At 62.1% G+C, this 22,246-nt stretch carries 17 protein-coding genes and 1 pseudogene; 5 read left to right on the top strand and 13 right to left on the bottom strand.

Annotation, left to right across the window (positions count from 1 at the left end; all coding sequences use genetic code 11):
- Positions 1–166 precede the first annotated feature (166 nt).
- The 8 genes from ABEA12_RS02910 to ABEA12_RS02945 form a co-directional block, all read right to left on the bottom strand.
- Positions 167–1,444, bottom strand: coding sequence for a M18 family aminopeptidase (locus ABEA12_RS02910; protein WP_210099315.1), 1,278 nt, complete (start codon positions 1,442–1,444; stop codon positions 167–169).
- Positions 1,445–1,540: 96 nt separating this feature from the next.
- On the bottom strand, positions 1,541–1,705 hold the full coding sequence (locus ABEA12_RS02915; protein WP_210099314.1) for a hypothetical protein: 165 nt from the start codon (positions 1,703–1,705) through the stop codon (positions 1,541–1,543).
- Between the two features lie 13 nt (positions 1,706–1,718).
- Entirely contained in the window at positions 1,719–2,435 is a 717-nt protein-coding gene (locus tag ABEA12_RS02920; protein WP_210099313.1) for a response regulator, read from the bottom strand.
- 5 nt (positions 2,436–2,440) lie between these two features.
- Positions 2,441–3,778 carry a sensor histidine kinase gene (locus ABEA12_RS02925; protein WP_210099312.1) on the bottom strand — a complete coding sequence of 446 codons (1,338 nt, stop codon included), beginning with the start codon at positions 3,776–3,778 and terminating at the stop codon, positions 2,441–2,443.
- 28 nt (positions 3,779–3,806) lie between these two features.
- Positions 3,807–4,670 carry an ABC transporter permease gene (locus ABEA12_RS02930; RefSeq protein ID WP_345466311.1) on the bottom strand — a complete coding sequence of 288 codons (864 nt, stop codon included), beginning with the start codon at positions 4,668–4,670 and terminating at the stop codon, positions 3,807–3,809.
- The gene (locus ABEA12_RS02935; RefSeq protein ID WP_210099311.1) at positions 4,667–5,617 is read right to left on the bottom strand and encodes an ABC transporter ATP-binding protein; all 951 of its coding nucleotides are present in this window, start codon (positions 5,615–5,617) and stop codon (positions 4,667–4,669) included. Before ABEA12_RS02935 ends, ABEA12_RS02930 begins: the two co-directional genes overlap by 4 nt.
- A gap of 109 nt (positions 5,618–5,726) precedes the next feature.
- Positions 5,727–6,386: a response regulator gene (locus ABEA12_RS02940; protein ID WP_210099310.1), complete on the bottom strand. Its 660-nt coding sequence runs from the start codon at positions 6,384–6,386 to the stop codon at positions 5,727–5,729.
- A complete protein-coding gene (locus ABEA12_RS02945) occupies positions 6,383–7,624 on the bottom strand; it encodes a sensor histidine kinase (protein WP_210099309.1) in 1,242 nt (413 codons plus the stop codon). Before ABEA12_RS02945 ends, ABEA12_RS02940 begins: the two co-directional genes overlap by 4 nt.
- A 135-nt stretch (positions 7,625–7,759) precedes the next feature.
- Here ABEA12_RS02945 and ABEA12_RS02950 point away from each other — a divergent pair, with 135 nt between their 5' ends.
- Both ABEA12_RS02950 and ABEA12_RS02955 read left to right on the top strand, forming a co-directional pair.
- The gene (locus ABEA12_RS02950; RefSeq protein ID WP_210099308.1) at positions 7,760–8,830 is read left to right on the top strand and encodes a CPBP family intramembrane glutamic endopeptidase; all 1,071 of its coding nucleotides are present in this window, start codon (positions 7,760–7,762) and stop codon (positions 8,828–8,830) included.
- Between the two features lie 101 nt (positions 8,831–8,931).
- Entirely contained in the window at positions 8,932–9,573 is a 642-nt protein-coding gene (locus ABEA12_RS02955; protein WP_210099307.1) for a hypothetical protein, read from the top strand.
- 259 nt (positions 9,574–9,832) lie between these two features.
- Here the strand turns inward: ABEA12_RS02955 and ABEA12_RS02960 are convergent, their stop codons facing one another.
- The 4 genes and pseudogenes from ABEA12_RS02960 to ABEA12_RS02970 all read right to left on the bottom strand — a co-directional run bounded on the left by ABEA12_RS02960 (position 9,833) and on the right by ABEA12_RS02970 (position 12,083).
- Positions 9,833–10,351 (bottom strand): DUF3253 domain-containing protein, encoded by a 519-nt coding sequence (locus tag ABEA12_RS02960; protein WP_210099306.1) that lies wholly within the window; start codon positions 10,349–10,351, stop codon positions 9,833–9,835.
- An 862-nt stretch (positions 10,352–11,213) separates the two neighbouring features.
- Positions 11,214–11,360: pseudogene (locus ABEA12_RS18585) on the bottom strand (transposase); the annotation flags it as partial.
- 46 nt (positions 11,361–11,406) lie between these two features.
- A complete protein-coding gene (locus ABEA12_RS02965) occupies positions 11,407–11,799 on the bottom strand; it encodes a helix-turn-helix domain-containing protein (protein WP_210099305.1) in 393 nt (130 codons plus the stop codon).
- A gap of 71 nt (positions 11,800–11,870) precedes the next feature.
- Complete coding sequence (locus ABEA12_RS02970) at positions 11,871–12,083, bottom strand: hypothetical protein (protein WP_210099304.1); 213 nt, start codon at positions 12,081–12,083, stop codon at positions 11,871–11,873.
- A 452-nt stretch (positions 12,084–12,535) separates the two neighbouring features.
- On the opposite strand from ABEA12_RS02970, the gene ABEA12_RS02975 reads away from it, so the two are divergent.
- The 3 genes from ABEA12_RS02975 (at position 12,536) to ABEA12_RS02985 (ending at position 17,305) form a co-directional block, all read left to right on the top strand.
- Positions 12,536–14,344, top strand: coding sequence for a gamma-glutamyltransferase family protein (locus ABEA12_RS02975; protein ID WP_210099303.1), 1,809 nt, complete (start codon positions 12,536–12,538; stop codon positions 14,342–14,344).
- A gap of 805 nt (positions 14,345–15,149) precedes the next feature.
- Positions 15,150–15,905, top strand: a complete 756-nt coding sequence (locus ABEA12_RS02980) for an SDR family NAD(P)-dependent oxidoreductase (RefSeq protein WP_210099302.1) — start codon at positions 15,150–15,152, stop codon at positions 15,903–15,905.
- Positions 15,906–16,501: 596 nt separating this feature from the next.
- A complete protein-coding gene (locus ABEA12_RS02985; protein WP_210099301.1) occupies positions 16,502–17,305 on the top strand; it encodes a YsnF/AvaK domain-containing protein in 804 nt (267 codons plus the stop codon).
- 204 nt (positions 17,306–17,509) lie between these two features.
- On the opposite strand, the gene mobF is transcribed toward ABEA12_RS02985, so the two are convergent.
- Positions 17,510–21,997: a MobF family relaxase gene (gene mobF, locus ABEA12_RS02990; protein WP_210099300.1), complete on the bottom strand. Its 4,488-nt coding sequence runs from the start codon at positions 21,995–21,997 to the stop codon at positions 17,510–17,512.
- Positions 21,998–22,246: the final 249 nt, after the last annotated feature.

Genomic DNA, 22,246 nt, shown 5'->3' on the forward strand with positions numbered 1-22,246 from the left:
GAGGTTCTTTGCATTTGCTGCAGCCGCAACCCGATTGCCGGGCGCGACGGAAACAGCCTCAATTATTCTAGCGGAAAATCCGCATCCCGACCGACAAACCCCGGTGGGGTGCATCACGGCGCACAAAGCCGGGGAAACCTCCCGCTTCCCGACGCGTCAACCACCGCTATGCTGCGAAGAATGCGGCTGAGATCTTTGCCAAGCGCAACGGATCCTCGACACCGCACAGCTCGCGGGCCGAGTGCATCGAAAGCAGCGGGATCCCCACGTCGAGGGTGCGGATGCCCAACCGGGTCGCCGTCAGCGGGCCGATCGTGGAACCGCACGGCATCTGGTTGTTGGAGACGAACTCCTGGTATGGCACGTTGGCCTGCGCGCAGAGCCGGGCGAACAGCGCCGCCCCGACACCGTCGGTGGCATAGCGCTGGTTGGCGTTGATCTTCAGCAGCGGGCCGGCACCCAGCAGCGGGTGGTTCGCCGGGTCGTGGCGCCCGGCGTAGTTGGGGTGCACCGAGTGCCCGGCATCGGCCGAGAGACACACCGAATCGGCGTAGGCGCGGGTGCGGTCCTGGGCATCGGCGCCCAGGCCATGCCCGATGCGCATCAGCACGTCTTGGAGGAACGGGCCCGAAGCGCCCGAGCGGGATGCGGAACCGATTTCCTCGTGGTCAAAGGCGGCAAGCACGGCGGTGTGGTCCCCCGACCGGGTCTCCGCGTGTTCGAGCAGCGCAACAAGCGAGGCATGCATCGAGGAGAGGTTGTCCAGCCGCCCGGAGGCGAAGAACTCGTTGGATCCGCCAAAGACCTCACCGGACTGGGCGTCGGCAACCACGACGTCATAGCCGCCGATCTGGGCCGCGTCCACGCCGGCGGATTCGGCCAGCACGGCAAGCACGTCGGCCTCGGCGGGGTCCCCGATGCCCCAGACCGGGTTCATGTGCGTCTGCGTATCCAGCTTCAACCCGTCGTTGACCCCGCGGTCAAGGTGGATGGCAAGTTGCGGGAAGCGCAGCATCGGGGCGGTGCGGGCGAGCACCACCGTGCCGTCGAGCAGCACCAGGCGACCGGCGAGGACCAGTTCGCGGTCGAGCCAGGAGTTCAGCAACGGGCCGCCGTAGACCTCGACCCCGGCCTGCAGCCACCCGTTGGCGCCGATGGTGGGCTTGGGTTTGAGCTTGAAGGACGGCGAGTCGGTGTGCGATCCCAGGATATGGAAGCCGGTGGTGCTTACCGCGGCTGCGGGTTGCACCCAGGCGATGATGGCGCCGTCGCGCAGCACATAGTGTCCTCCGGCGCCCAGGTCCCAGGACTCGGATTCGCACAGGGCGGTGAACCCTGCTTCATCAAGCCGGCGGGCGGCTTCTGCCGCGGCATGGAAGGACGAGGGCGAGGCCGCGACGAAGGCGGAAAGGTCGTTGATGTGCTTGATGGCTGCGCTTGACATGCATTGTCCTTGACTCGGTGGCTAAAGGAGGGGGCCGGTGCTCCGTGCCGGGTGGAACCGCGGTCCGGAACTTATCGCCGGTGGTATGTTCCCGCCCTAGGCACGGGTGCGGATCAACGCCACCACGAGGGCGGCGACCCCCAGCACGATGCTAGCCCACCCGGGCACGGGCAGCGCGAAGAGGGTGATCAAAAAGGCGCCCAGCACACCGAGCACCACGGCCAGCAGCAACCAGGGGCTGCGCAGGATCTCCGAATTCACGCTTCACCCTTCCTTAGTAGTCCAGGCCCTGGCTGGGGACGACCAACCCGGTCTCGTAGGCGTAGACCACCGCCTGCACGCGATCGCGAAGGTGCAGCTTGGTCAGGATCCTGCGCACATGGGTCTTCACCGTGGCCTCGGAGAGGAAGAAGCGGTGGGCGATCTCGGCGTTGGAGAGCCCCTCGGACATCGCCCCGAGCACTTCAAGTTCGCGCGGGGTCAGGTCTCCGAGCAACGGGTCGCGTTCGGGGGCCGGGGCCAAACTGCGGTTCGGGGCACCGTTGCGCACATAGGTTTCCAGCAGGCGCGCGGTCACCCTGGGAGCGACGACTGCGTCCCCGGAGGCCACCAGGCGCACGGCGTGCACCAGCTCCTCGGGCGCCACGTCCTTGAGCAGAAATGCGCTGGCCCCGGCCTGCAACCCGGCGAAGGCGTATTCATCCAGGTCGAAGGTGGTCAGGATGATGACTTTGGCTTCGGGTGACTGGGCCACGATGCGGGTTGTCGCCTCGATGCCGTCCATCACCGGCATGCGCACGTCCATCAGCACTACGTCGGGCTTAAGCTTTGCCGCCAGGGCAACGCCCTCGGCCCCGTCGGAGGCTTCCCCGAGGACCGCCAGGTCTTCCTCCCCCTCGAGGATGAGCCGGAAACCCATGCGCAGCAGCGGCTGGTCGTCAACCAGCAGCACCCCGATGGGGGCGCATGCCTGCTCGGTGTTTTCGGGCATTTTCTTCACGTTCCTCGGTGTTGGGCTTGGGGTGCCGGTTCGGGGTGCTCGGCCGGTGCCGGGTCCCCTTCACAGTGTGTGGTGTTCGGCAACTTGAGTTTAGCGACGACGCTCCAGCCGCCGCGGGAGGCCGGTCCTGCGTGCAGCGTGCCGTCGAAAAGTGCGGTGCGTTCCTTCATGCCGCGGATGCCCTGGGCCGATCCGATCAGCTCACGCCGGGCTTCCTGGGCGGTGCCGTCGTCGTGGATGCTTACTGTGACGTCCTCCCCCTTGCGGTCAACGCCCACCTGGACCACCGAGACGTTGCGTCCGTAGCGCAGCACGTTGGTCAGCGACTCCTGGATGATCCGGTAGACGGTCAGCTGGAAGGTTGCATCCTCGGGCAGCGGCGGGCCCGAGGCGGTGTAGCGCAGCGGCAGTCCGGCCACCTTGAACCCTGCCAGCATCTGCTCGAAAGAACCGGCTGCAGGTTGTGGCTCCAGCGGCGCGCCGTCACCGGTGCGCAGCACCCCGATGACCCGGCGCATGTCCCCCAGTGCCCGGCGCCCGGTGCTCGAAAGCTCCCCGAGCACCTGACCGGCACGCTCCGGGTCGCGCTTGAGAACCACGGCGGCCCCGTCGGAAAGGGCGATCATGACCGAAAGCGAGTGCGCGACCACATCGTGCATCTCCCGCGCGATGCGGGCGCGTTCGCGGACCCGGGCCAGCGTCTGGACCCGTTTGGCCCAGTTGTTCAGTTCGGCCTCGTGCAGCCGCTGGTTGCGGATCACCGCCCCGATGGCCACCGCCGCGATGTTGGTGCCGAGCACGAAGGCCAGGAAGAGCGCGATCGTCAGGCTTCTTCCGCCCAGATCGGCGAGCACCGCTTGGTCCTCGACGGATTCGGTGAACAGCGCTGGCATCCCCACGATCACGAAGATCAGCCCTTGCAGGGCCGTGATCAGTGCCATCAACATGAACATGCGCCTGGCGGCATATTTGGTGGAGGCGGTATACAACGCTATCCACACCCCGGGGTTGCCCCCGAAGTACGAGGAGTCAAGCAGTGTTGCGGCCGAGTCCAGGAGGACCACGGCAACCAGCACAAGCATCGGCCAGCGGCGGCGGAAGGCCAGGACGGCCCCGGTCAGCACCAGCAGCACCACGGTGGGCCAATGCCCCGAGAGCCCGGAGTCGGTCAGGGACGTGGCGGTCAGCAGGAAGTAGAGCAGCAGCACCGCGGCGTTGACGAGCGCCGGATGGGCACGCATGAACCGGCGCAGCCAGCCGATGCGTTGAGCGGAGAGCTCGTCGAAGCCGCCCTCCGTGGTTGCCGGGACCGGTTGAACCATCATCTCTCCCATGCCCCTGAGCCTAACGGCCCGGAGGTCCCTAGATGTCCCGGCGCTGCAACACGAGCGCAGCGCCGATCAGCGGAACAAGGACCCAGGCGGCAACCACCAGGGACGAGACCCAGGGTTCCAACGCGTTTTCCGCCCCGGGTATCTTCATCAATGCGGCACCGGCCTGGTCCGGGAGGAACCGGGCCGCATCGGCCAGCCACGACACCATGGGGGCGAACCCGCTCACGGCGATGGGAATCACGAAGAACAAGGCAGTGAGAACCACGATTCCACCGGCCGAGTTGCGCAGCAGCGTCCCCAGGGCCAGGCCGATCAGCGCGACCATCAGCACGTAGAGCACCCCGAACCAGAGATTGCGCTGGAAGGCCTCGGAGTCGAAGTCCAGGGCCAGTTTGTAGTTGTCCGCGATTGGCTTGGCCACCAGGAAGGAGGCCAGGATCGAGGCCAACGCCACAACGATGGAGACGATTGAAACCAGCAGGGCCTTGGCCCAGAGCACCGGTGCCCGGGTGGGGACCGCGACGAACGTCGAACGGGCCGATCCGGTGGAGAACTCCGAGCTCATCACCATCACCGCGAGGGAACCGACGATCAGCTGGGCAAAAATCAGCCCACTGGCCGGCAGCGAGGCGACGGCCTCGTCCATGTCGCCCATCTGGGCTGCCATCTCGGGATTGGAGGCGAACATTTCCATCGTCTGGCCGATGCCCCAGGTGCTCAGCGCGGCGAACCCGACCATCACCACGATGGTGGCCAGGATGAGGATCAAGGTGGAGGTCAGCGAAAAGAACTTGATGAATTCGCTGCGCAGCACCCCTGAGAAGCTCAGCTTCCCGGACCCGGCGGCACCCGGCGCCGCGGCGCGTGGGCGTTTCATGGTTTCGGTGCTCATGGCTGCTCCTGGCTTTCTTTTATCGTTTCTGCCGGGCCGTCCGTGCTACCCGATTGGTACTCGACCTCGCCCTGGGTCAGTGCCATGTACGCCTGCTCGAGGGACTGGAGGACCGGTGTCAGTTCGTGGATCAGGATCCCGGTCTCCAGCGCCCGGGTGGCGATGGCCCGTCCGTCCAGGCCCGCAACCTCGATGGTCTCGGCGTCCAGCCGGGTCAGTTGCACGTTGGCCGCGGCCAGCGCGTTCATCAGCTCGGGGGCGGCATCGGTCTTGACCTTGCAGGTGGGCACGTTGTGCCCGCCAATGACCTGTTCGATGGGTGCATCGGCGACTATCCGGCCGCGCCCGATCACGATGAGGTGGTCGGCCGTCACTGCCATTTCGCTCATCAGGTGCGAGGAGAGGAAGACGGTCTTGCCCGCGGCCGCCTGCTGGCGGGCCAGGTTGCGCACCCAGAGCACCCCTTCGGGATCCAGGCCGTTGACCGGTTCATCCAGGATCAGGGTCTGCGGGTCCCCGAGCAGCGCGACGGCGATCCCCAGGCGTTGGCCCATCCCCAGGGAGAAGCCTCCGACCTTCTTGGCGGCGACACCGGCGAGCCCGGTCAGCTCGATGACCTCGTCGACCCGCCTGTTGGGGATCGAATGGGTTGCCGCGATGGCCCGCAGGTGCGTGCGCGCGCTGCGGGACTTGTGCATCGATTTGGCTTCAAGCAGCGCACCTACCTCACGCAGCGGTGCCGCGTGCTCGGCGTACCGCCGTCCGTTCACGCTCACGCTTCCCGCAGATGGCCGGTCCAGGCCGACGATCATGCGCATGGTGGTGGATTTCCCTGCCCCGTTGGGGCCCAGGAAGCCGGTGACCTTGCCCGGTGCGACGGTGAAGCTCACCGAGTCCACCGCCCGCTTGGCCCCGTAGTCCTTGCTCAGTACCTCTGCTGTGATCATGTCTTACACGCTACGCAGTGACCTGGCCGCCCGTCACCGCCCGCATGGATGATCTTGGTGCCGTGGAGCATCACTCTTTCGGCGGACCGCTTCCTCCGCGGCCGGCAGGCTAGCCGGACTCGGATTCAAAAACGCACAGTGCCACCTGGACCCGGTTCTCCATCCCCAGTTTTTCCAGCACCCGGCCGATGTGGGTCTTCACCGTTGCCAACGAGATGAACAACCGTGCGGCAATTTCCTGGTTCGAATACCCGCGCGCCATCGCCACAGCGATCTGGCGCTCCCGATCGGTGAGCACCCCGAGCCGTTGCCGGGCGGCACTGCTGCGCGGGATCCCCTGGCCTGGACCGGCCGCGGCAATGAGCTGCCGGGTAACCGCCTCGGAGAGCATCGTTTTCCCCGCCGCGACCTGGTTGATGGCCTCCATGAGTTCGGCCGGAGGGGTGTCCTTGAGCAGGAAGCCGCTGGCGCCGGCCTTGAGCGCACGCAACACCATCTCGTCGGTGTTGAACGTGGTCAGGATCAGGATCTTCTGCTCCGGAGCATGGCGCAGGATCTCCTCGCTGGCTTCCAGCCCATCCATGACCGGCATGCGGATATCCATCAGCAGTACATCCGGCGCCAACGATGCCGCCATCGAGACCGCGGCCCGCCCGTCTGCGCATTCGCCCACGACGACAATGCGTGGATCGGATTCCAGGATCATCCGCAGCCCGGCGCGCACCAGGTTCTCGTCATCGACCAGCACGATCCGCAGTTGTTCACTCATGGTGCCCACGGCAACCACACCTGAAGCACAAAGGAGCCCGCGTCATCGGGGTCGATGTGCAGCCTCCCACCGGCCAGCCGCACCCTTTCGGCCAGGCCGTTGAGCCCCAGCCCGGAGGCGGGCCACCGCTGTGGCCCCGGGGGCGCAGGGGTGTCGGCGCACAATCGGTTTTCCGCGCGCAGGTGCAGTGAATCGCTGCCGTACCCATCGATGGCAAGGCGCACCTCGCGCCCCGGGGCGTGGCGCCGGGCGTTGGTCAGTGCTTCCTGGACGATCCGGTAGAGGTGCCGGCCGGTGCTGGTGGGAAGTGTTTCCATCCGCGCCGTCGTTTCGGCGTCCAGGTGCAGGTCAACCGGGGTGCCCACGGCCCGGCTGTCGGACAGGATCGATTCCAGCTCCCCGAGTGCGGGCTGCGGCCTGGCCAGTTCGTCCGCAAAGAGCGTGTGCGGATCGCGCAGCATGCCCAGCACCTCGCGCAGCTCGCCGAGGGCCAGATGGGAGTTTTCCCTGATGATTCCGGCGGTGGTCTTTGTCTGTTCCGGGGAAAGGTCGTTGCGGTATTCCAGCGCCCCGGAATGCAGGGCCACCAGGGAGAGCCGGTGCGCGAGCACGTCATGCATCTCGCGGGCCAGACGGGTGCGTTCATCGGCCTTTGCGGCCTGGATCTGTGCATCCCGCTCTCCCTGGGCGGCATGCAACTGCCGCCTGTGGGATTCAGCGAGCTGGCGCCGTCCGCCGATGATCAGGCCGACGAGCACCGGGATGAGGGTGGCCACCAGGGCGGCAATCAAGGACTGCCACCAGATCAACGGCTCCTGCTCCGGGTAGAGCGCATCTGCGCCGTACTGGTCGCCCAGCATTCCCGCGATGACCAGAAGCAGCGACACCGCGGTGATCTGGACCGGCCGGCGGTGGGTGGCCAAGGAGATGATCGCCAGCAGCGTGAAGCCGGTGGCCAGGGTCGAGGGGAAGGACAGCACCACCAGGACGGCGGTGACCACCAGCGGGAAACGGCGCCTGAAGGGGTAGACCACCAAAGCTGCCAGTCCGCACAGCATGTCCAGGCCGATGTATCCGCCTACGGCCTCGACGTCGGCTGCCGAGTCCGGGGAGAAGGCCTCATAGGTGAGCATGAACAGCCCCAGGCCCACGGCCAAGCCAACGCACATTCGCCAGCCATGGCCCATGAACAGCCGCACCCTGGAGGGTGCGCCGGCGGAATTGCCTTCTAAACTCATGGGCTCAACGTTACCGGCAGCCACCGGCGCCGGGTATCGGCCGATAGGACCACGTGGTCGTGGTCCTCCGAGCTAGTCGAAAGATCGTCCTTCGGAGCGAGGCGCCGGAAAGGTCCGGTGCGACAGAATGGTTCCATGAACACGATCCCCCCGCCGTACCCGCCGCCAGGTCCGGATCCGTATCCTGGCCAATATCCCGACTATCTGCCTCCGATGCCTCCGGTCCCCACGCCGGCGGTGGCCGAACCACTGGAATACCACCGGTTGGCACGCACCTACAGCGCCTACCGCTGGTTCAAGCCACTACTGGTGGGGCTGATAGCACTGGGCCTCTACCTGGGGTTGATGCTGGTGCTGGGCATCGTCTTCGTCATCGTCGCCGTGGGCAACCCGGAGCTGGCGGACTCCATGGACTCCCTGGAACTAGCTGCCACCAACATCGATCTTTCGGACCCGGTCTTCTTCGTGCTCACGCTCATCTCGCTGATCGCGATGCTTCCGGTGCTGCTGCTGGCCACCCGCATGATGAACATGCAGAAGGTCGGGACGCTGACCTCCGTTACCGGGGCCATGCGCTGGAGCTGGCTGGGAACGTGCATGCTGGTGGCATTGGGCGTGATGGCGCTGAGCTTCGGGCTCTCCTTTACCATTGATGCGATCACTGGGCAGGGCGCCACCGCGGATTTCGGCGCCCCGGACATGTGGTTGATACTGATCCTGACCCTGTTGCTGGTCCCCTTCCAGTCCGCCGCGGAGGAATACGTCTTCCGCGGATACTTGATGCAATTGCTCGGGTCTTGGCTGCGCCATCCGGCTTTTGCCATCTTGCTGCCCGTCCCGCTCTTCATGCTGGGCCACGCCTACGACATCTACGGACAGCTGGACGTGGGGTTCTTTGCCCTTGTTGCCGGTTGGCTGGCATGGCGCACGGGCGGGCTGGAGGCAGCTATCGGGCTGCACGTGGTGAACAATACGGTGATCTTCGCCTTCGGTGCCATCGGGCTGGTGGATGTCAGCGCCACCGACAGCGACCTGCCCAGCCTGATCGCCTCGATGATCACCACCATCGTGTTTGCGCTGGTGATCGTGCGGTTGGCAAACAATCGCAACATCCAGCGACTTTCCGTTCCGCCGGCCCCTGTGCCCGTTCCTGCCCCTGGAGGATGGGGCGAACCCGGTCAGTGGAACGAACCGCCGCAGCACTGAGCCTTCGCAGGCATACACGTTGACGCATGCACGGCGTAGGTTGGACCACACGGTATCGAGCGTAGAAGCATCAAGCCCACAAGCCACCGAAGGGAAAGCCCATGCAAGTTTCGCGGCGTCGCACGGGCCGGACCATGCGCCTGCGCTTGGGCTTGGGCTTGGGCTTGATGGTGTTCGTACTACCCTTGGTTGGTTGCGTTCCGCTGGATGGCGACAGGTCCGGGCAGGATCAGGACACCGGCACCAACGCCTCCCAGGACTGCGGGGATCCGGTGGCCACCGCGGGCAAGCCTCGGGCCGAGGGCTGGCAGATGATCACCGCCATGGAGTTGGACACCACCGCCGACGGATCAACAACCAAGGTGTTCCTGGATACCGGTTTTGTTCCGGCACTTTTTGGAGGTAAAGACACCCCCACCGATCTTGCGCCATTGCTGCAGTTGGTCAACCAAGACACCGGTTATGACACCACCGGGACCGCTTCCGAGATCGAGGCTGTCTCCCGGCATTTGTCCGGCGTCCAGGCGCCCGGCAAATCACTGAGCTACAAGGCCATGGAGGTTTTGAGCGTACCGATCACGTTGAAGTGCGGCACCCAACGAACCAACCTCACGCTTCGCACCTCGAATCAGAGCGAAACAGGACTCATCGACTGCTCCCTCCCGTGGAATGCAGTCCAAGGCTCGGCCGGCGCCATGGCACGCACGCAATATTGCCCCAGGGGCTGGCCCGAACCCGACTAGCGAATCAGGAGGGGTTTCATTAGGCCGTCTCTTTTCGCGCATCAGCAAGCCGGAAAGGAGGGGGATCATCAGAGGCACCTCTTGAAGCAACAAAGGCCTTTCCTGCCCTCGCCCAATGACTAAGTAAGCCGATATTCAGGGCAAAGATCCTGTCGTGGCGAAATCAGAGAGGTTGGATTAGGCGAAGCTCCAAGGATTTCGGTGGCCGAGCCTGTTGGCCTTGAGCGCTGTCCCTGTGATTGGAATTCAACGGTCCGGGTCAACGGCCGGTATCTGTTTCATCGACCGAGATACGACGATTCAGCCGAATAGGACCCGAAACGGTGTCAGCTTCAACCTCGATGCCTTTTTGGGTGGCAACGATCTCGCCGCGGGAAGCCATCCCGGCAGCTACTCGACGGACATCGCCCATATCTTCACGCCAGGCATCGTCTTCGCCACCCAGAATACGGGCAACGTCGCTCGGACAGATCGACGAGTCGATGCGTTTGCGCAGAAGTGCTCGAATGGTCGCAGAAATCCGCTCATCGAATGCCGCGAGATCGCGCGTTTCCCACCAAGGTTGTCCCCGCTCCCCCAAGGCAACCTTCGCATCGTTCACTCGTGCTCGAGCATCGCTTTCACTGGTTTTTACGGCCCGACGAGCAGACATCAGTTCATCGACGAGTTCCTGACGAAGTTTCGGAGGGATGGAGGGATCGCTCGCTCTCCACTTCCTGCCGTTAATGATGAGGTAGCGCCCGTCCGGGGTGGTTTCCGCAGTCTTGTCGCTCGGCATGATCGGGCTCTCTCCTGACTATTGCATCGGCGTCTTGACGATCTTTGGCCCATCGAAGACCCCCGTATGACAATCATCTTGGACCACACCCGGTGCTGGCAAGGCACGCAGACTAAATCAGCATTGCAGTACCGGACGTCATCAGATCCCAAGTTTCCGATGAGTCGACACACTCTGGTTTTCGCTGGTTCTTCCTCGCACCAACGGTCCCACCGCTCACATGCATCCACGTCGCATCCAGGGACGACCCGGATCCGCCACTTATGTCCGATGGCGCGGTCCTTGGTTGTGCTGCTTCCGATGGGCAGATTGCTGCCCGCATTGACCCGATTAATTTAACCGAAAGGCCTTCATCGCACGGTAAAAGACGAATATTCGTGTGCAGCGGGTTCCCGATCTGGTGCAGTTGTTCAGAAAACCCAAGGTAGGCGTGAGAGATATCGCCAAGCCGGAAGAAACCACTCCCTGGGTGCAGGGATCTGTGTGTGCTTAGCCGAAATCCATCGATTCGCTTCCGACTGCTGCTTGTTCTCGATGCTCGAGAGCAGTTTCGTCTTTGGGCAGAAAAGACTTGCTTGGCGGCTCTGCCTCTGAGTTATCCATGGTCGTCTTCTTCCTTGCACCGGTGAAGATTACCCGGCAAGGAACTAGTTGGCGCGGGCAAGGTTGCTCTCCGACTTTCGGCGTGGTGACCGGGTGTTCAGCATGGCCGGAGGTGTTCCGTGAACAACAATATCTGTGAGACTCGATCTAGCTGGTCTGGGACTGGCTGGCAGGATAGGGACCGACCGTCCCACCCTCGGATGTGACTCAAACAGTATCTGACCTGTCACAGTGTCATGCTGCGGACTTGTCCATCTAATCAGGGTGGGTAGGTCATCTTCCCGCGGCGGCCATTGACGTCGTGGGCACGGCGCTGGCGCACCGCGGTGAGCATCTGATTGCATCTTTGGATGATGTGGAAGTGGTCCAACGAAATTCGTGCCTCGGGCAGGAAATCGCGGATGGCCTTGCGGAACTGAAGCTGACATGTCCATGGCCACGTACTGAATGTTTCACCGCCAGTGCTCGGGGCGCTGGGTCATCCAGTCGGTGACGGCCTTTCCGCGGCGCCCGTCGACAACGTCCAAGATCGTGCCGGTGTCCAGGTCGGTGAACACGATCGACCATGGCTCGACCCGCATCATCTTGCCCGTGGTTCCCAGCACGAAACGGACACGTCGGAAGCGGTGCTCGTCCACGCCGAGCCGGCGCACCAACCGCTGGTCAACGTCCAGGACGATCTGCTCGGTCACCCACAGCTTGCACATGACCGTCGGCCAGGAGACCCCGTGCGCCCGGGCTATCCCGGTGATCGCACGCAGCTCGAGCACGGCGTCCTCGACGATCTCCCCAACCAGCCTGGTGGTCAGCCTCGACCGCAAGGGGATCTGTTCGGTGACCTGCACGAAGGTCCTCTTCGGAGACCCCATTTCTTGGCACACCAGTCGACGTTTCTTCACCAGCACCACCAGGCCCTTTACAACCGCAGGCCACGTCCTTGACGCGGTGCACGGGCAGGGCTTGGATGCGGCGGGAGAACACCGAAGCAGGCAAGGCACGGTGCCTCGGGGTTCCGTGGTTCAACCAACACCAGCCGCCCGGATCCTGCTCCTTCCACGCTCAGCACCGCATAGTCATCAAGATTGAACAGGGTCGACGCAGCATCATCTGCAGCCGTATCGTTAGACACGGCTCGTAGTCCTTGGATATGAATGTTTTAGTCAACGCCATATTTTCGTAGGGCTGCGAGCCTTACTTATTTGATGACGCCACGCTCAAAGTCCGAGAGTCACAAATAGGAGGTGTTCGTATCTCACAATAATCCGGCCCTACCCCAAAGCGGGCCAAGTAGATCTTTGACGAGGGCTGGAGCGCATCCGCCGCGACGAAGATGTTCGTAGTTTGCTAGCAAGCAGCCAAACACTGCCAAATTCATGGGCAGGCTGGAGTGTTCGACAAACTCAGCTGGACACACCGAGTCTTGGCATCATGCTCTCCGACGCCGATATATGCATACTCCGCGCACCCAGCGCGGCGATCTTCCCGGGCATCGCGATCGCTGCATCTGCCTTGCTTTCGACCTGTTCGACTACACCGTGCACGAGGACTTCGACCCGGCGAACCCCACCTGAAAGTGCTCTAATGACATACACACCACCTATTTGCTTCACCACCAGGCCCACGCTGCAGGGAACATTCGGTATGACTGCATCAACACACTGGCTTGCCACCGCCTCCGCGCAGGCCGTTCTGGAACGTGGCGGTAATGCGTTCGACGCAGTGGTGGCCGGGGCGTTCGTACTACATGTGGTCGAACCGCACCTCAATGGCCCCGGCGGTGACATGACCGGGATCTTCGTAACCGCAGCGGAACCGTCCAAACCGGTTGTCCTCATGGGGCAGGGGCCTGCACCAGCCGCGGCGACGCGCGAGCACTACCTCGCCGAGGGCTTGGAGCTGGTTCCCGGCGCTGGCGCTCTCGCTGCCGCCGTGCCCGCCGCCGTCGACGCCTGGCTGATCCTGCTGCGCGATCACGGTACTTGGGAACTTGGAGACGTACTGGCGTTTGCCATCGACTACGCCCGGAACGGCCACCCCATCCTCGGACGCGTCGCAGCGACCATTGCCACCGTGGCGAACCTCTTCACAGATCACTGGCCCACCTCGGCTGCGCTCTGGATGCCGGAGGGCACGCCGCCGCGCGAAGGCGACATCATCTGGAACGAGGCATACGCCCTCGTTCTCGATTCTCTCGTCAGTGCAGCAACGGACGGTGCCACACGGACCGAGCGGATCAATGCGGCACGACTCGAGTGGCGGACCGGACTCGTGGCTCAGGCCGCCGCCGATTTCGTGCAGACCCCGCACCGGCATTCCTCCGGACTTGACCATGCAGGCGTGATGACCATCGAGGATTTCGCCGGCTTCGAAGCCGGCTATGAGGCAGCGACAACCTTCCAGTTCCGTGGCTACACCATTGCCAAGACAGGGCCCTGGGGCCAAGGCCCTGCACTGTTGCAGACCCTCGCCATCCTGGCCGGGTTCACCGACGAGTTCCTCGACCCGTCCACAGCAATAGGCGCACACACCATCCTCGAAGCGCAGAAACTCGCGATCGCAGACCGTGAGGCGTACTACGGTGACGTCGAAGTGCCCATGGACTACCTGTTGTCACCGGAGTACGCCGCCGAGCGACGTACGCTCATCGAGGAGACGGCATCTTTGGAGTTCCGGCCTGGCACCGTACCGGGCTTCACACCCTTCACCCCTCCACTGCGGGTCGCCTACACGTCTCCCGCCCTTGCCGCAGGCAGCGGCTTCGCCGGCGTCGGTGAGCCGACGGTCTCCCGCAGCGGAGAGACCCGCGGGGACACCTGCCATATCGACGTTGTCGATTCAGTAGGCAACATGATTTCCGCGACGCCCAGTGGCGGCTGGCTGCAGTCTTCCCCGACCATCCCAAAGCTCGGATTCTGCCTCGGCTCGCGGCTGCAGATGACGTGGTTAGAGGATGGCGCTCCGTCCACGCTACGACCAGGGAAACGGCCTCGCACCACGCTCACACCAACGCTAATCCTGAAAGACGGCAAGCCCGTCGTCGCTCTCGGCTCCCCTGGCGGCGACCAGCAGGACCAATGGCAGCTGCTCTACATCCTCCGGACCGTCATCGGCGGCTACACACCGCAACAGGCCATCGACGCACCCTCGCTGCACACCACCTCAATCCCTGGCTCATTCTTCCCGCGCACTTGGGAGCCGGGCGGCGCGGTAGTCGAGGACCGGCTAGGGGATGACGTTCTCGTCGATCTTGAAAAACGAGGGCACATCATCACGCGGGCTGGGGACTGGGCGCTCGGCCGGCTCTCCTGCGTTGCGAAGAACCACAAGACCGGTGTGATCTCAGCCGCCGCCAACCCACGAGGAGCACAGGGTTACGCTGCAGGGCGATGAGAATACTCCGGAGGTCAGCAATCTGGAGGTTGATTTCGGTCGCACGTTCGGCCCGCAGCGGATCGGATTCTCGATGCGGTGCTGTGCTGTGAGCGCATGTCAATCAAACCTTAGGCAGACCCGGAGCTAGGGTGTATGCCAGTCTTAAGCCACGGCAACAAACTCAGCATCAGCTGACATCAAGTCAATCGAGTCATGAGTTCAATAATGTGTCATTACACCTTGCGTAGACTCTTTCCTCGATCTGCGATGGTTACTGTTCTTATCGACAGAAGTCTGATCTCTCGCATCCATCCAGTTATCCAGGCAAGATAGGCATCGATTAGTAGAGTCAGCGAAGAAGACGTCGCCACGACCAGTGCACAGAAATATCGCTACTTTAGTGCAATCAACCCTTAGACAATTAAGCTTCTATTAAAATAACGTTATTAAATACCGATAACCTAGATTATGTAAAGTAATACTTATGTACACCCAATTAAATCAAATATTATTTGATTTAATCGATTATTGATTTAGGTTCGAGCATATCTTCGTGCGCCGACAATGGCGCTGACTCACCCGGCTCTGCCGGGACCTAACGCAAGAGCCACCGCTCATAGCCCACGGCGATGCTCTTCAGGAATTGTGGTGTCCAGCCGTCACCCGTGACTGCCACGGATTCCAAAGCTAAGGCAAGGGTACGCTCAGGTAATGCGCGTGCATGGAATATTGGCGCTGTGAACAATGTTGGGCTGGATGAGGGGCTCAGTCAGAGCCCACCAATGAAGATCTGTGGGGTCAGTCCCGCATCGTAGGAGGAATCATGGGTAACTTCGAAGGCAAGACTGCGCTCGTCACCGGCGGAGGCTCCGGACTCGGCGAAGCGATCAGCAAAGACCTCGCCAAGAACGGCGTCAACATCGTTGTTGTCGATATCGACCTCGACAGTGCCAAGCGTGTCACCAACGAAATCACGGCTGCGGGCGGCTCCGCGGTTTCGTTCGAAGCCAACACTGCGATTGCCGAAGACAGCAAGAAGGCCGTCGATTTCGCGGTTTCCACCTACGGCGCCCTCAACTATGCGGTCAACAACGCCGGAATCGGCGGTGCCAGCGCCCCTGTCGGAGAGCTCGACGTAGAGGACTGGGACAGGGTCATAGACATCAACCTGAACGGGGTCCTCTACGGCATGCGCCACCAGATCCCGGCTATCCTTGCCTCAGGTGCCTCCGAAGGCGCCATCGTAAACATGGCCTCGATCCACGGTACCGTCGCTGCTCCGGGCAACGCCGCCTACACCGCAACCAAGCACGCAGTGGTGGGCCTGACCAAGAACGCCGCAGCCGAATACGGATCCCAGGGCCTACGCATCAACGCGGTCGGCCCAGGCTATATCGAGACACCGCTGCTGGCCGCTGCCCCAAAGGAAGTCCTTGACGGACTAGAAGCCAAGCATCCGCTCGGCCGCCTGGGGCAACCGGACGAGGTCGCGAACCTCACCACGTTTCTGCTTTCCGACAAGGCCAGTTTCATGACTGGCTCCTACGTACTCATTGACGGCGGGTACACAGCGATCTAAGCCTTCCCGTCATATCCGGTCAGAGATGGAGCCACGAAAATCCCGAGAACGGGCGTTCTTTGGTGATCTGACTACCAGTCCCAAGATCTTGAATGCGCACTGCTAAGTAGAGATCGACAGCGCGCTCAGCGCTACGTCGTAGCCCAGCTCGAGCAGGCGGCGGACCGCGTAGTTCTTGGTGCTGGCGGGTTTTTTCAGTGATGAAGTTCCTTCTTGGACCATGGTCACGCTCGTCCTTGAGCGTGCTTGTGCCACACGGAAGTGAAAATGCAGAGCTCTATGGCAATGATGCCCAACGCTCCAGCAGGTACCGCTTCCCTGAGCGGTTCCTGCTGGAGTGGACCAACCCGGCAGATTCGCTGAAACCGAGGCTGTGGCCAACACAGGAGGCGAGCCGGCCTGAGGGCCTCACACCACCGCTACACAAGCGGTTCCGTGCGAAGGCTCCGCGTAGGGAGCAGAGCTCGAAAAATGATGCTGCGGCCTCCTGCCACACCCAGCCGTGTCCACCCATAGGATGGTGGAGCGGGGCGTGACAAGACGTTCTTCGCCAGTGCTATATATAGGGCAGCTGAGTTTTTTCGAAAAGGACCACCATGATTACCCTTGAACAGTTGCAAGACTCCATGAGTTCCGGTGCCAATGTCCTGAGCGAAGAAGGCGCCGTGCTGGGGACGATTGAACAACTTCACATCGACGACACTTCCGGAGATCCCCGATGGGTCGTTGTCACACCCCACGTGATTGGTCTCCCTAGTTATTTCGCACCCCTCCAAAATGCCACTCTGAGGGACAACACTGTTGTTTTGCCTTACGCCCAAGCCACAGTCCAGAATTCACCGATGCCCTCCCAGGGAAACCATCTTCTGCCTGAGGAAGAGCAACAATTACTGCGTTACTACTCCCACGCGGCCACAAGGGATACTCCCGTAGATCCTGCGGCAGATACGATCCACAACAGCAGTGCTCCGCCATCTGGAGACGACGATGCGGTCATGATCCGCTCCGAAGAGCAGCTTCTGGTTGGCACCGAAATCCACGAAACAGAGCGCGTACGACTGGTCAAAAGGGTGATCACCGAGGATGTGACCATAACGGTCCAGATCCGGCGCGAAGAACTCGTGATTGAGCGCACTCCAATCACTGACGGGACAACGTTCTACGATGACGGCGAGACCCCCTATACCGATGCTGAACGGGAACGGTTATATGAAGCCGTAGAGACGGCCTTCAACGGGGACGCTGTCGAGGTGGTCCTGTACGAGGAGAAACCGCGCGTCGAAATGGACGTCGTCCCGATCGAACGCATCCGGCTAAGCCGCAAAGCAGTGACACGAGACGAAGTTGTTGAGGGACAAGTGCGCAAGGAAATCATCGAAACCGAACTTATCGAACCTTAAGGTCCTAACGGTCAGCACCCTTCTTCGTTAGGAAGACCCAACGCCTTGGCTACGGCGCTGGCGGGCTTACCGCCGGAGGCAGCACCCGATGACCATTAACGCCATTGAGCTGATCAAGGATCTATTGTCATGGCAGATTCCATACATTCTCTGCTCCGCGCGTTCGATGGCCAAGGGGCAGGACCGAGCCTGCGGTGCACCTTTCTAGCGGCGGTAGCGTGGACCTCGATCGTCCCCTTGACGCGATATATCGTCCTTGTCACGCTGCTGCTGACGATCCCGCTCAGCTTCTTCTCGGTAGGCTCGAGCTTTCCGGGCCGTCTCGGCAGCTTTGCTTATCGGGGTCCCATCCGAGTCGCCTTCCTTGCGATCCCCGCCTTCTTCCTTGCGCCGCTGCTTCATGGCAGCAAGCGCTGTCTTATAAGCCTCGGAGCGCTCTGGTGGGGCCTCCCCTGACTTTTGGCGTGACGCCTTCAAGCGGCGCGAAAGCTCAGCAATACGTTCGGCTCGGGCTTGCTCAGCGGTCAGCGTGGACTCTTCGGCGCGCTCGGTACGCATGTGGTCGATGACCTGCTCGGCCGGCACTTGTTCCTCCATCAGTCGTGTTTCTACCTCGGCGGCCTCGTGCATCAACCGAGCGTCATCACGAGACAGTGGTTCCTTGGCTGTCTGCTGGGTGTATTTGTGCATGGCGGTGATCCTTGCGTTCAGCTCAGACCCGAGGTCCTTGTCCCGGTGTTCGGCCGGGATGGCGGTCGCTTCGGTGACCGGTATCCGGTACTGCTCCCGATACACAGCAACTTCGGCTGCCAGCTGTCGCCACTGTTCTTGGTGTTGGGTATCGGAGGGCACCGGCCCCAAGGCTTGGGCCCAGGTTGGTGGTTCGGCGGCAAGTTCGGAACCCAGGCGATTGAACTGCGGGACCATTTCCTCACGCCGTGCAAGGAGTTCCTGCCTCCACAACACCGGAGTGTCCCACTGTGCGGCGGCAACGGCCGGGGCAATCCATTCGGGCAACCCGTCAGGGATCACCGAGGCGGGAGAAACGGGCATGATGCGTTGGCGGATCAGCTGTTCACGGTGAATCCGATCCAGAATAGTGCTGGCGTGCTCAACCCGATCAGTGCCGCCACGTTGTAGCGTCTCGCGCAGCAAAGCATCTTCTGGGAGCTGTTGACGGGTTTGTTTCTCGTGGTTCAGTTTCCAGAGCTGCCATGACAGGGCCACGGACTGGTTCTGCGGATCCGAAGGGATCTGCCGATCCTTCACATCCGATGCGGCCTTGATGCGTGTATCGAGTGCATCATCGGTGAGGTGCCCGTAGAGGCGTTGGATCCAGGGCTTCTGTCCGGCATCCGGTGTTTCTTCGGCCACGATGTTCCCGGCACGGACCCGCTGTTCGGCCGCGCGCTGCCCCAAGGTCTCCAAGTGTTCATCGGAGACGTTGGCCAACGGTCGTTCCCCGGTAGCCATATCGACGGTGCCGGCGGTTTCGGCTTCGAGCCGCCAGACCATGACCGCGGAGCTATCCACGGCATCGCTGAAACCTCTTTCCGCGTAAGCGCCAGCCAGCGCATCTGGGACGTTGACCCCGGACTTTTCGGCGGTCAGCATGGTCCTGGCTAGCGGCTCCCACGCGTTCTCATCAATGAGTCCTTGGGCCGGCCCATCACCTAGGGCACGACGGGCGACGTTCTTCATGCGTTCCAGGTTCGCTTGGTCATCAACGTCGAGGTAGGCCGCGGACTTTTCTGGGATCGAACGTGCTTGGGCGCGAGCTGCTGCAACGAGCTCATGGGCGGTGAGGTTGGTGTCGTGATTCGCTGCCACGGAATCAAGTAACCCGTCGAGGGTTTCCCCGTCGGCCAACGCACCATAGAGGTGGTTGGATTCCCGGCCGCGTGAGGCTGCCACGTAAGCCAACGAGCGGGTGAGTTCGGAGGACAGCATGGCGTGGGTGGTATCGCACGTCATGCCTTGGGTGCGGTGAATCGTTGCGGCGTAGCCAAGCATGGTCGATTCGCGCACATACTCACCGGGAAGCGTGGTGGTCCCTGAATGGTCCCGGTGCTGTACCGAGAGGCTGCCGTCAGTGTGGACGCCGGTCACGGTCCACACGTCGTTGTTCTTCACGAAGTCTTTGCCTTGGTTCAGGGACATGAGCCGGTTGTTCTTGCGGGTCACCACCACGTCCCCGACGTGGGCGGTGAGTCCGTCGCGCAAGGTTGAGCCGGGGCCGTCGCTGATCTTTTCGGTGGCCAGTCGGTAGGACTGGGCGCGGGCGTTCAGCTCGGTCACGGTGTTGTTGTCGAACGCCATCATCACCGAGTTCTTTCCGGCGTTGGTGTCCTTCTGCCACGCTTCAAACACTTCGGTGGTCATGGTTTCTACGTCGCCGGCAACGATGCGGTGGTTGGTGCGGTAGAACGTCCATGGGTCATCGGTGCCTATGGCCGGGGGTTCGCGTAGTGCCAGCGTGGCGGCGGCTTCTTCCTCGTTCGCTGTACCGTCTGGATGGCGGAAGCGGTGCAAGTCTTCGAGGTGCATGGCTCCGGCTTCGGTGCGGATCAGGCGCAGTGCGCCGCCGGATCCCACGGCTGAAAGCTGTTGGTCATCGCCCAGGGCGCGGACCACGGCACCGTATTGTTCGGCAATGGTCACAGCTGCGGCGAACAACCCGGTACCCACCATCCCGGCTTCATCAATGATGATCACGTCCCCGGGTGAGGGAATGATCGCATCCGGTGACAAGCGCTGGTGTGCAAGGACGAAGGAATCAATGGTGGTTGCTGTCGCACCAAGTTCACCGGACATGACGGCGGCTGCCGCCGCTGTCGGTGCTAGTGCGATGACTTTGCCGCCAGCTTCGTTGATCGTGTCAGCAGCGAGCCGCAGTGCGGTGGTCTTGCCGGCCCCTGCCGGTCCGACACCGACGCGCAACAACTTATCCGAGCACGCGAATTCACGGGCCATTCCCAGTTGCCCGGCATCGAATCTCTTCCCCTGCATCGCCAGTGCGCGCTCGAATGCTTCGCCTGTTGCTGCCGGGATGATTTGCTTCTGTGCTGCTTCTAGCAAGCGGTCTTCACTGTGTAGGACACCGGAGGATGTGTAGAGCTCACGGTGTGCCTTGGAATATTTGGAAGACCCATCAAGGCGCCTCAGCGAGTCCACTAAGGGTGTGCGCTCCCCCGGGGTCAACAGCAACGAAAACTGGTCGGTGGCCCGTGCGGTGACCTGCTCGATGAGGTTGGCCGGGATCGTTACGTCTCCGAAGCGTGAGCCAAGATGGCGGCGGGTCTCCGCCTCGATGTGGTGCGCTCCCCAGGATCCTCGGGAGCGTTCCAGCACACCGATAACGTGTTGTGCCGCTTCTTCGGGGTCAACCTCATCGGCCGTGTTGACCATCCATCCGGGGTTCTCCTTTTCGGCTTTGATGCGTGCATCGAAGCGGTGCTCCCTGGCTACCGTCAAGGCTCGTGGCCCCACGGTGACACCTTCGACCTTGCTGAGGTCTTGCTTCCATTGATGCACCAGTGCTGAGAGCTGTCGGGCTTCCTTCTTCACCGGCCGCGTGGTCAGTGTCGCTTGCTGAGCCAGATCGATCATCTGCTTGGAATTCGGTGCATAACCGTGGTCCTCGGTGAACTGTTTTACTAGCTCATCGATCACGGGTTTGATGGCGGTACGCCTCGAGGATGCTGCTTCTATGGCAGCAAGATCAACACCGGCAATCTCCATGATCGGACGCTTGCCAGCTATCGGGCGTTCCACCAAACCAACGCCTAAGCGTTCGGTGATCTTCTCCATCACCCTTCGGTTGTAATGCTCGGAGGCGGCCACGTTGAACTTGTAAAGCAGTGCTCCATCAAGGGAGGACCAGCGGCCATCCTTGCCCATGACCTTGTTGGATACCACCACGTGATCGTGCAGCTGCGGATCCCCGTTGCGTGAGTCATAGTGACGGAACGTGGTGTAAACCAAGCCACCCTCCACGTCTTCTTGCCGCACACCGTTACGGCCCCGACGCGTATAGACAGCCTCGGACTCAAGGTAAGCCATGGCCTCTTCAATGGCTTCGTGATGGGCTGCCTCGATGGCCTTTCTGGCCTCGTCGCCACCGACTGCCCAAAGCACCGAAGCGGATTTGGCGGGAGCGAAAACAAGGTCATATCCTGCCACGGCTTGTGAGGCTGGCTTCGTCTGGGCGGTGATGAACCGGCCCAGCTCTTCCTTGTCCTTGGGGTTCCTGGCGTGCATTTCACGGAAGTACACCGCACCAACACGGGAGCGGATCAAGCGGCGATCATCCGGTCCTGGTGAACGCTTTTCCATCCGCTCGAAGTCGCCCATGGCCGTATTGATGCGCGAACCAAGGACGTTCTCACCTTGTTGGTAGCGCTTGTAACGCTGCCCCAAACGAACCTCGGCCTGAGGATCCTGCGCTAGCAATGCTTCGGCGTCAGGGTGGATCCCCTCACCGAACAGCGCTGCCATTTGAGCCTCGGTGACAACACCGGTCACGCCCAAATGAACGGCTCCTGCGCCGCCCCACTGGCCGGGAGGGTTCCCGTCAGCGTGGTAGTAATCGCCCAGCTGGCGATCAGCGGCACGGTACTCGTCCGCGCTGGCGACCTCTCTGGTGTAGTACAAGTACCCGTCCCCAGCGCTGAGCTTGTGGAGGGTCATCATCACACAATCATAGCTTCAGCACCCAAATTTATCGATGATGCATGAGGTGTGACAGATATTAGGGCAATTCCTGATTCGAGGGACGAGGAAACAGATCAGGAATCGCGCTATGATCGGGCCATCAATCTTTTGATGCGGTTCTGCACATGAGAATGCGCGGTGGGTAACATGCTGTTGGTTATCCACGGTGTATTCGATTGTGTAGAACCGTACGTGGTGGGTTGTCCACATGTGTGCGGGAAAAGAACT

Origin of the sequence: Paeniglutamicibacter antarcticus, from assembly GCF_039544305.1 — a bacterium.
Lineage (GTDB): Bacteria > Actinomycetota > Actinomycetes > Actinomycetales > Micrococcaceae > Paeniglutamicibacter > Paeniglutamicibacter antarcticus_C.

What these genes read in the sequence shown, in the direction of transcription:
- ABEA12_RS02910 (WP_210099315.1), bottom strand. Translation starts at nt 1,444, where the DNA reads ATGTCAAGCGCAGCCATCAAGCACATCAACGACCTTTCCGCCTTCGTC.
- ABEA12_RS02920 (WP_210099313.1), bottom strand. Translation starts at nt 2,435, where the DNA reads ATGCCCGAAAACACCGAGCAGGCATGCGCCCCCATCGGGGTGCTGCTG.
- ABEA12_RS02925 (WP_210099312.1), bottom strand. Translation starts at nt 3,778, where the DNA reads ATGGGAGAGATGATGGTTCAACCGGTCCCGGCAACCACGGAGGGCGGC.
- ABEA12_RS02930 (WP_345466311.1), bottom strand. Translation starts at nt 4,670, where the DNA reads ATGAGCACCGAAACCATGAAACGCCCACGCGCCGCGGCGCCGGGTGCC.
- ABEA12_RS02935 (WP_210099311.1), bottom strand. Translation starts at nt 5,617, where the DNA reads ATGATCACAGCAGAGGTACTGAGCAAGGACTACGGGGCCAAGCGGGCG.
- ABEA12_RS02940 (WP_210099310.1), bottom strand. Translation starts at nt 6,386, where the DNA reads ATGAGTGAACAACTGCGGATCGTGCTGGTCGATGACGAGAACCTGGTG.
- ABEA12_RS02945 (WP_210099309.1), bottom strand. Translation starts at nt 7,624, where the DNA reads ATGAGTTTAGAAGGCAATTCCGCCGGCGCACCCTCCAGGGTGCGGCTG.
- ABEA12_RS02950 (WP_210099308.1), top strand. Translation starts at nt 7,760, where the DNA reads ATGAACACGATCCCCCCGCCGTACCCGCCGCCAGGTCCGGATCCGTAT.
- ABEA12_RS02955 (WP_210099307.1), top strand. Translation starts at nt 8,932, where the DNA reads ATGCAAGTTTCGCGGCGTCGCACGGGCCGGACCATGCGCCTGCGCTTG.
- ABEA12_RS02960 (WP_210099306.1), bottom strand. Translation starts at nt 10,351, where the DNA reads ATGCCGAGCGACAAGACTGCGGAAACCACCCCGGACGGGCGCTACCTC.
- ABEA12_RS02975 (WP_210099303.1), top strand. Translation starts at nt 12,536, where the DNA reads ATGACATACACACCACCTATTTGCTTCACCACCAGGCCCACGCTGCAG.
- ABEA12_RS02980 (WP_210099302.1), top strand. Translation starts at nt 15,150, where the DNA reads ATGGGTAACTTCGAAGGCAAGACTGCGCTCGTCACCGGCGGAGGCTCC.
- ABEA12_RS02985 (WP_210099301.1), top strand. Translation starts at nt 16,502, where the DNA reads ATGATTACCCTTGAACAGTTGCAAGACTCCATGAGTTCCGGTGCCAAT.
- mobF (WP_210099300.1), bottom strand. Translation starts at nt 21,997, where the DNA reads ATGATGACCCTCCACAAGCTCAGCGCTGGGGACGGGTACTTGTACTAC.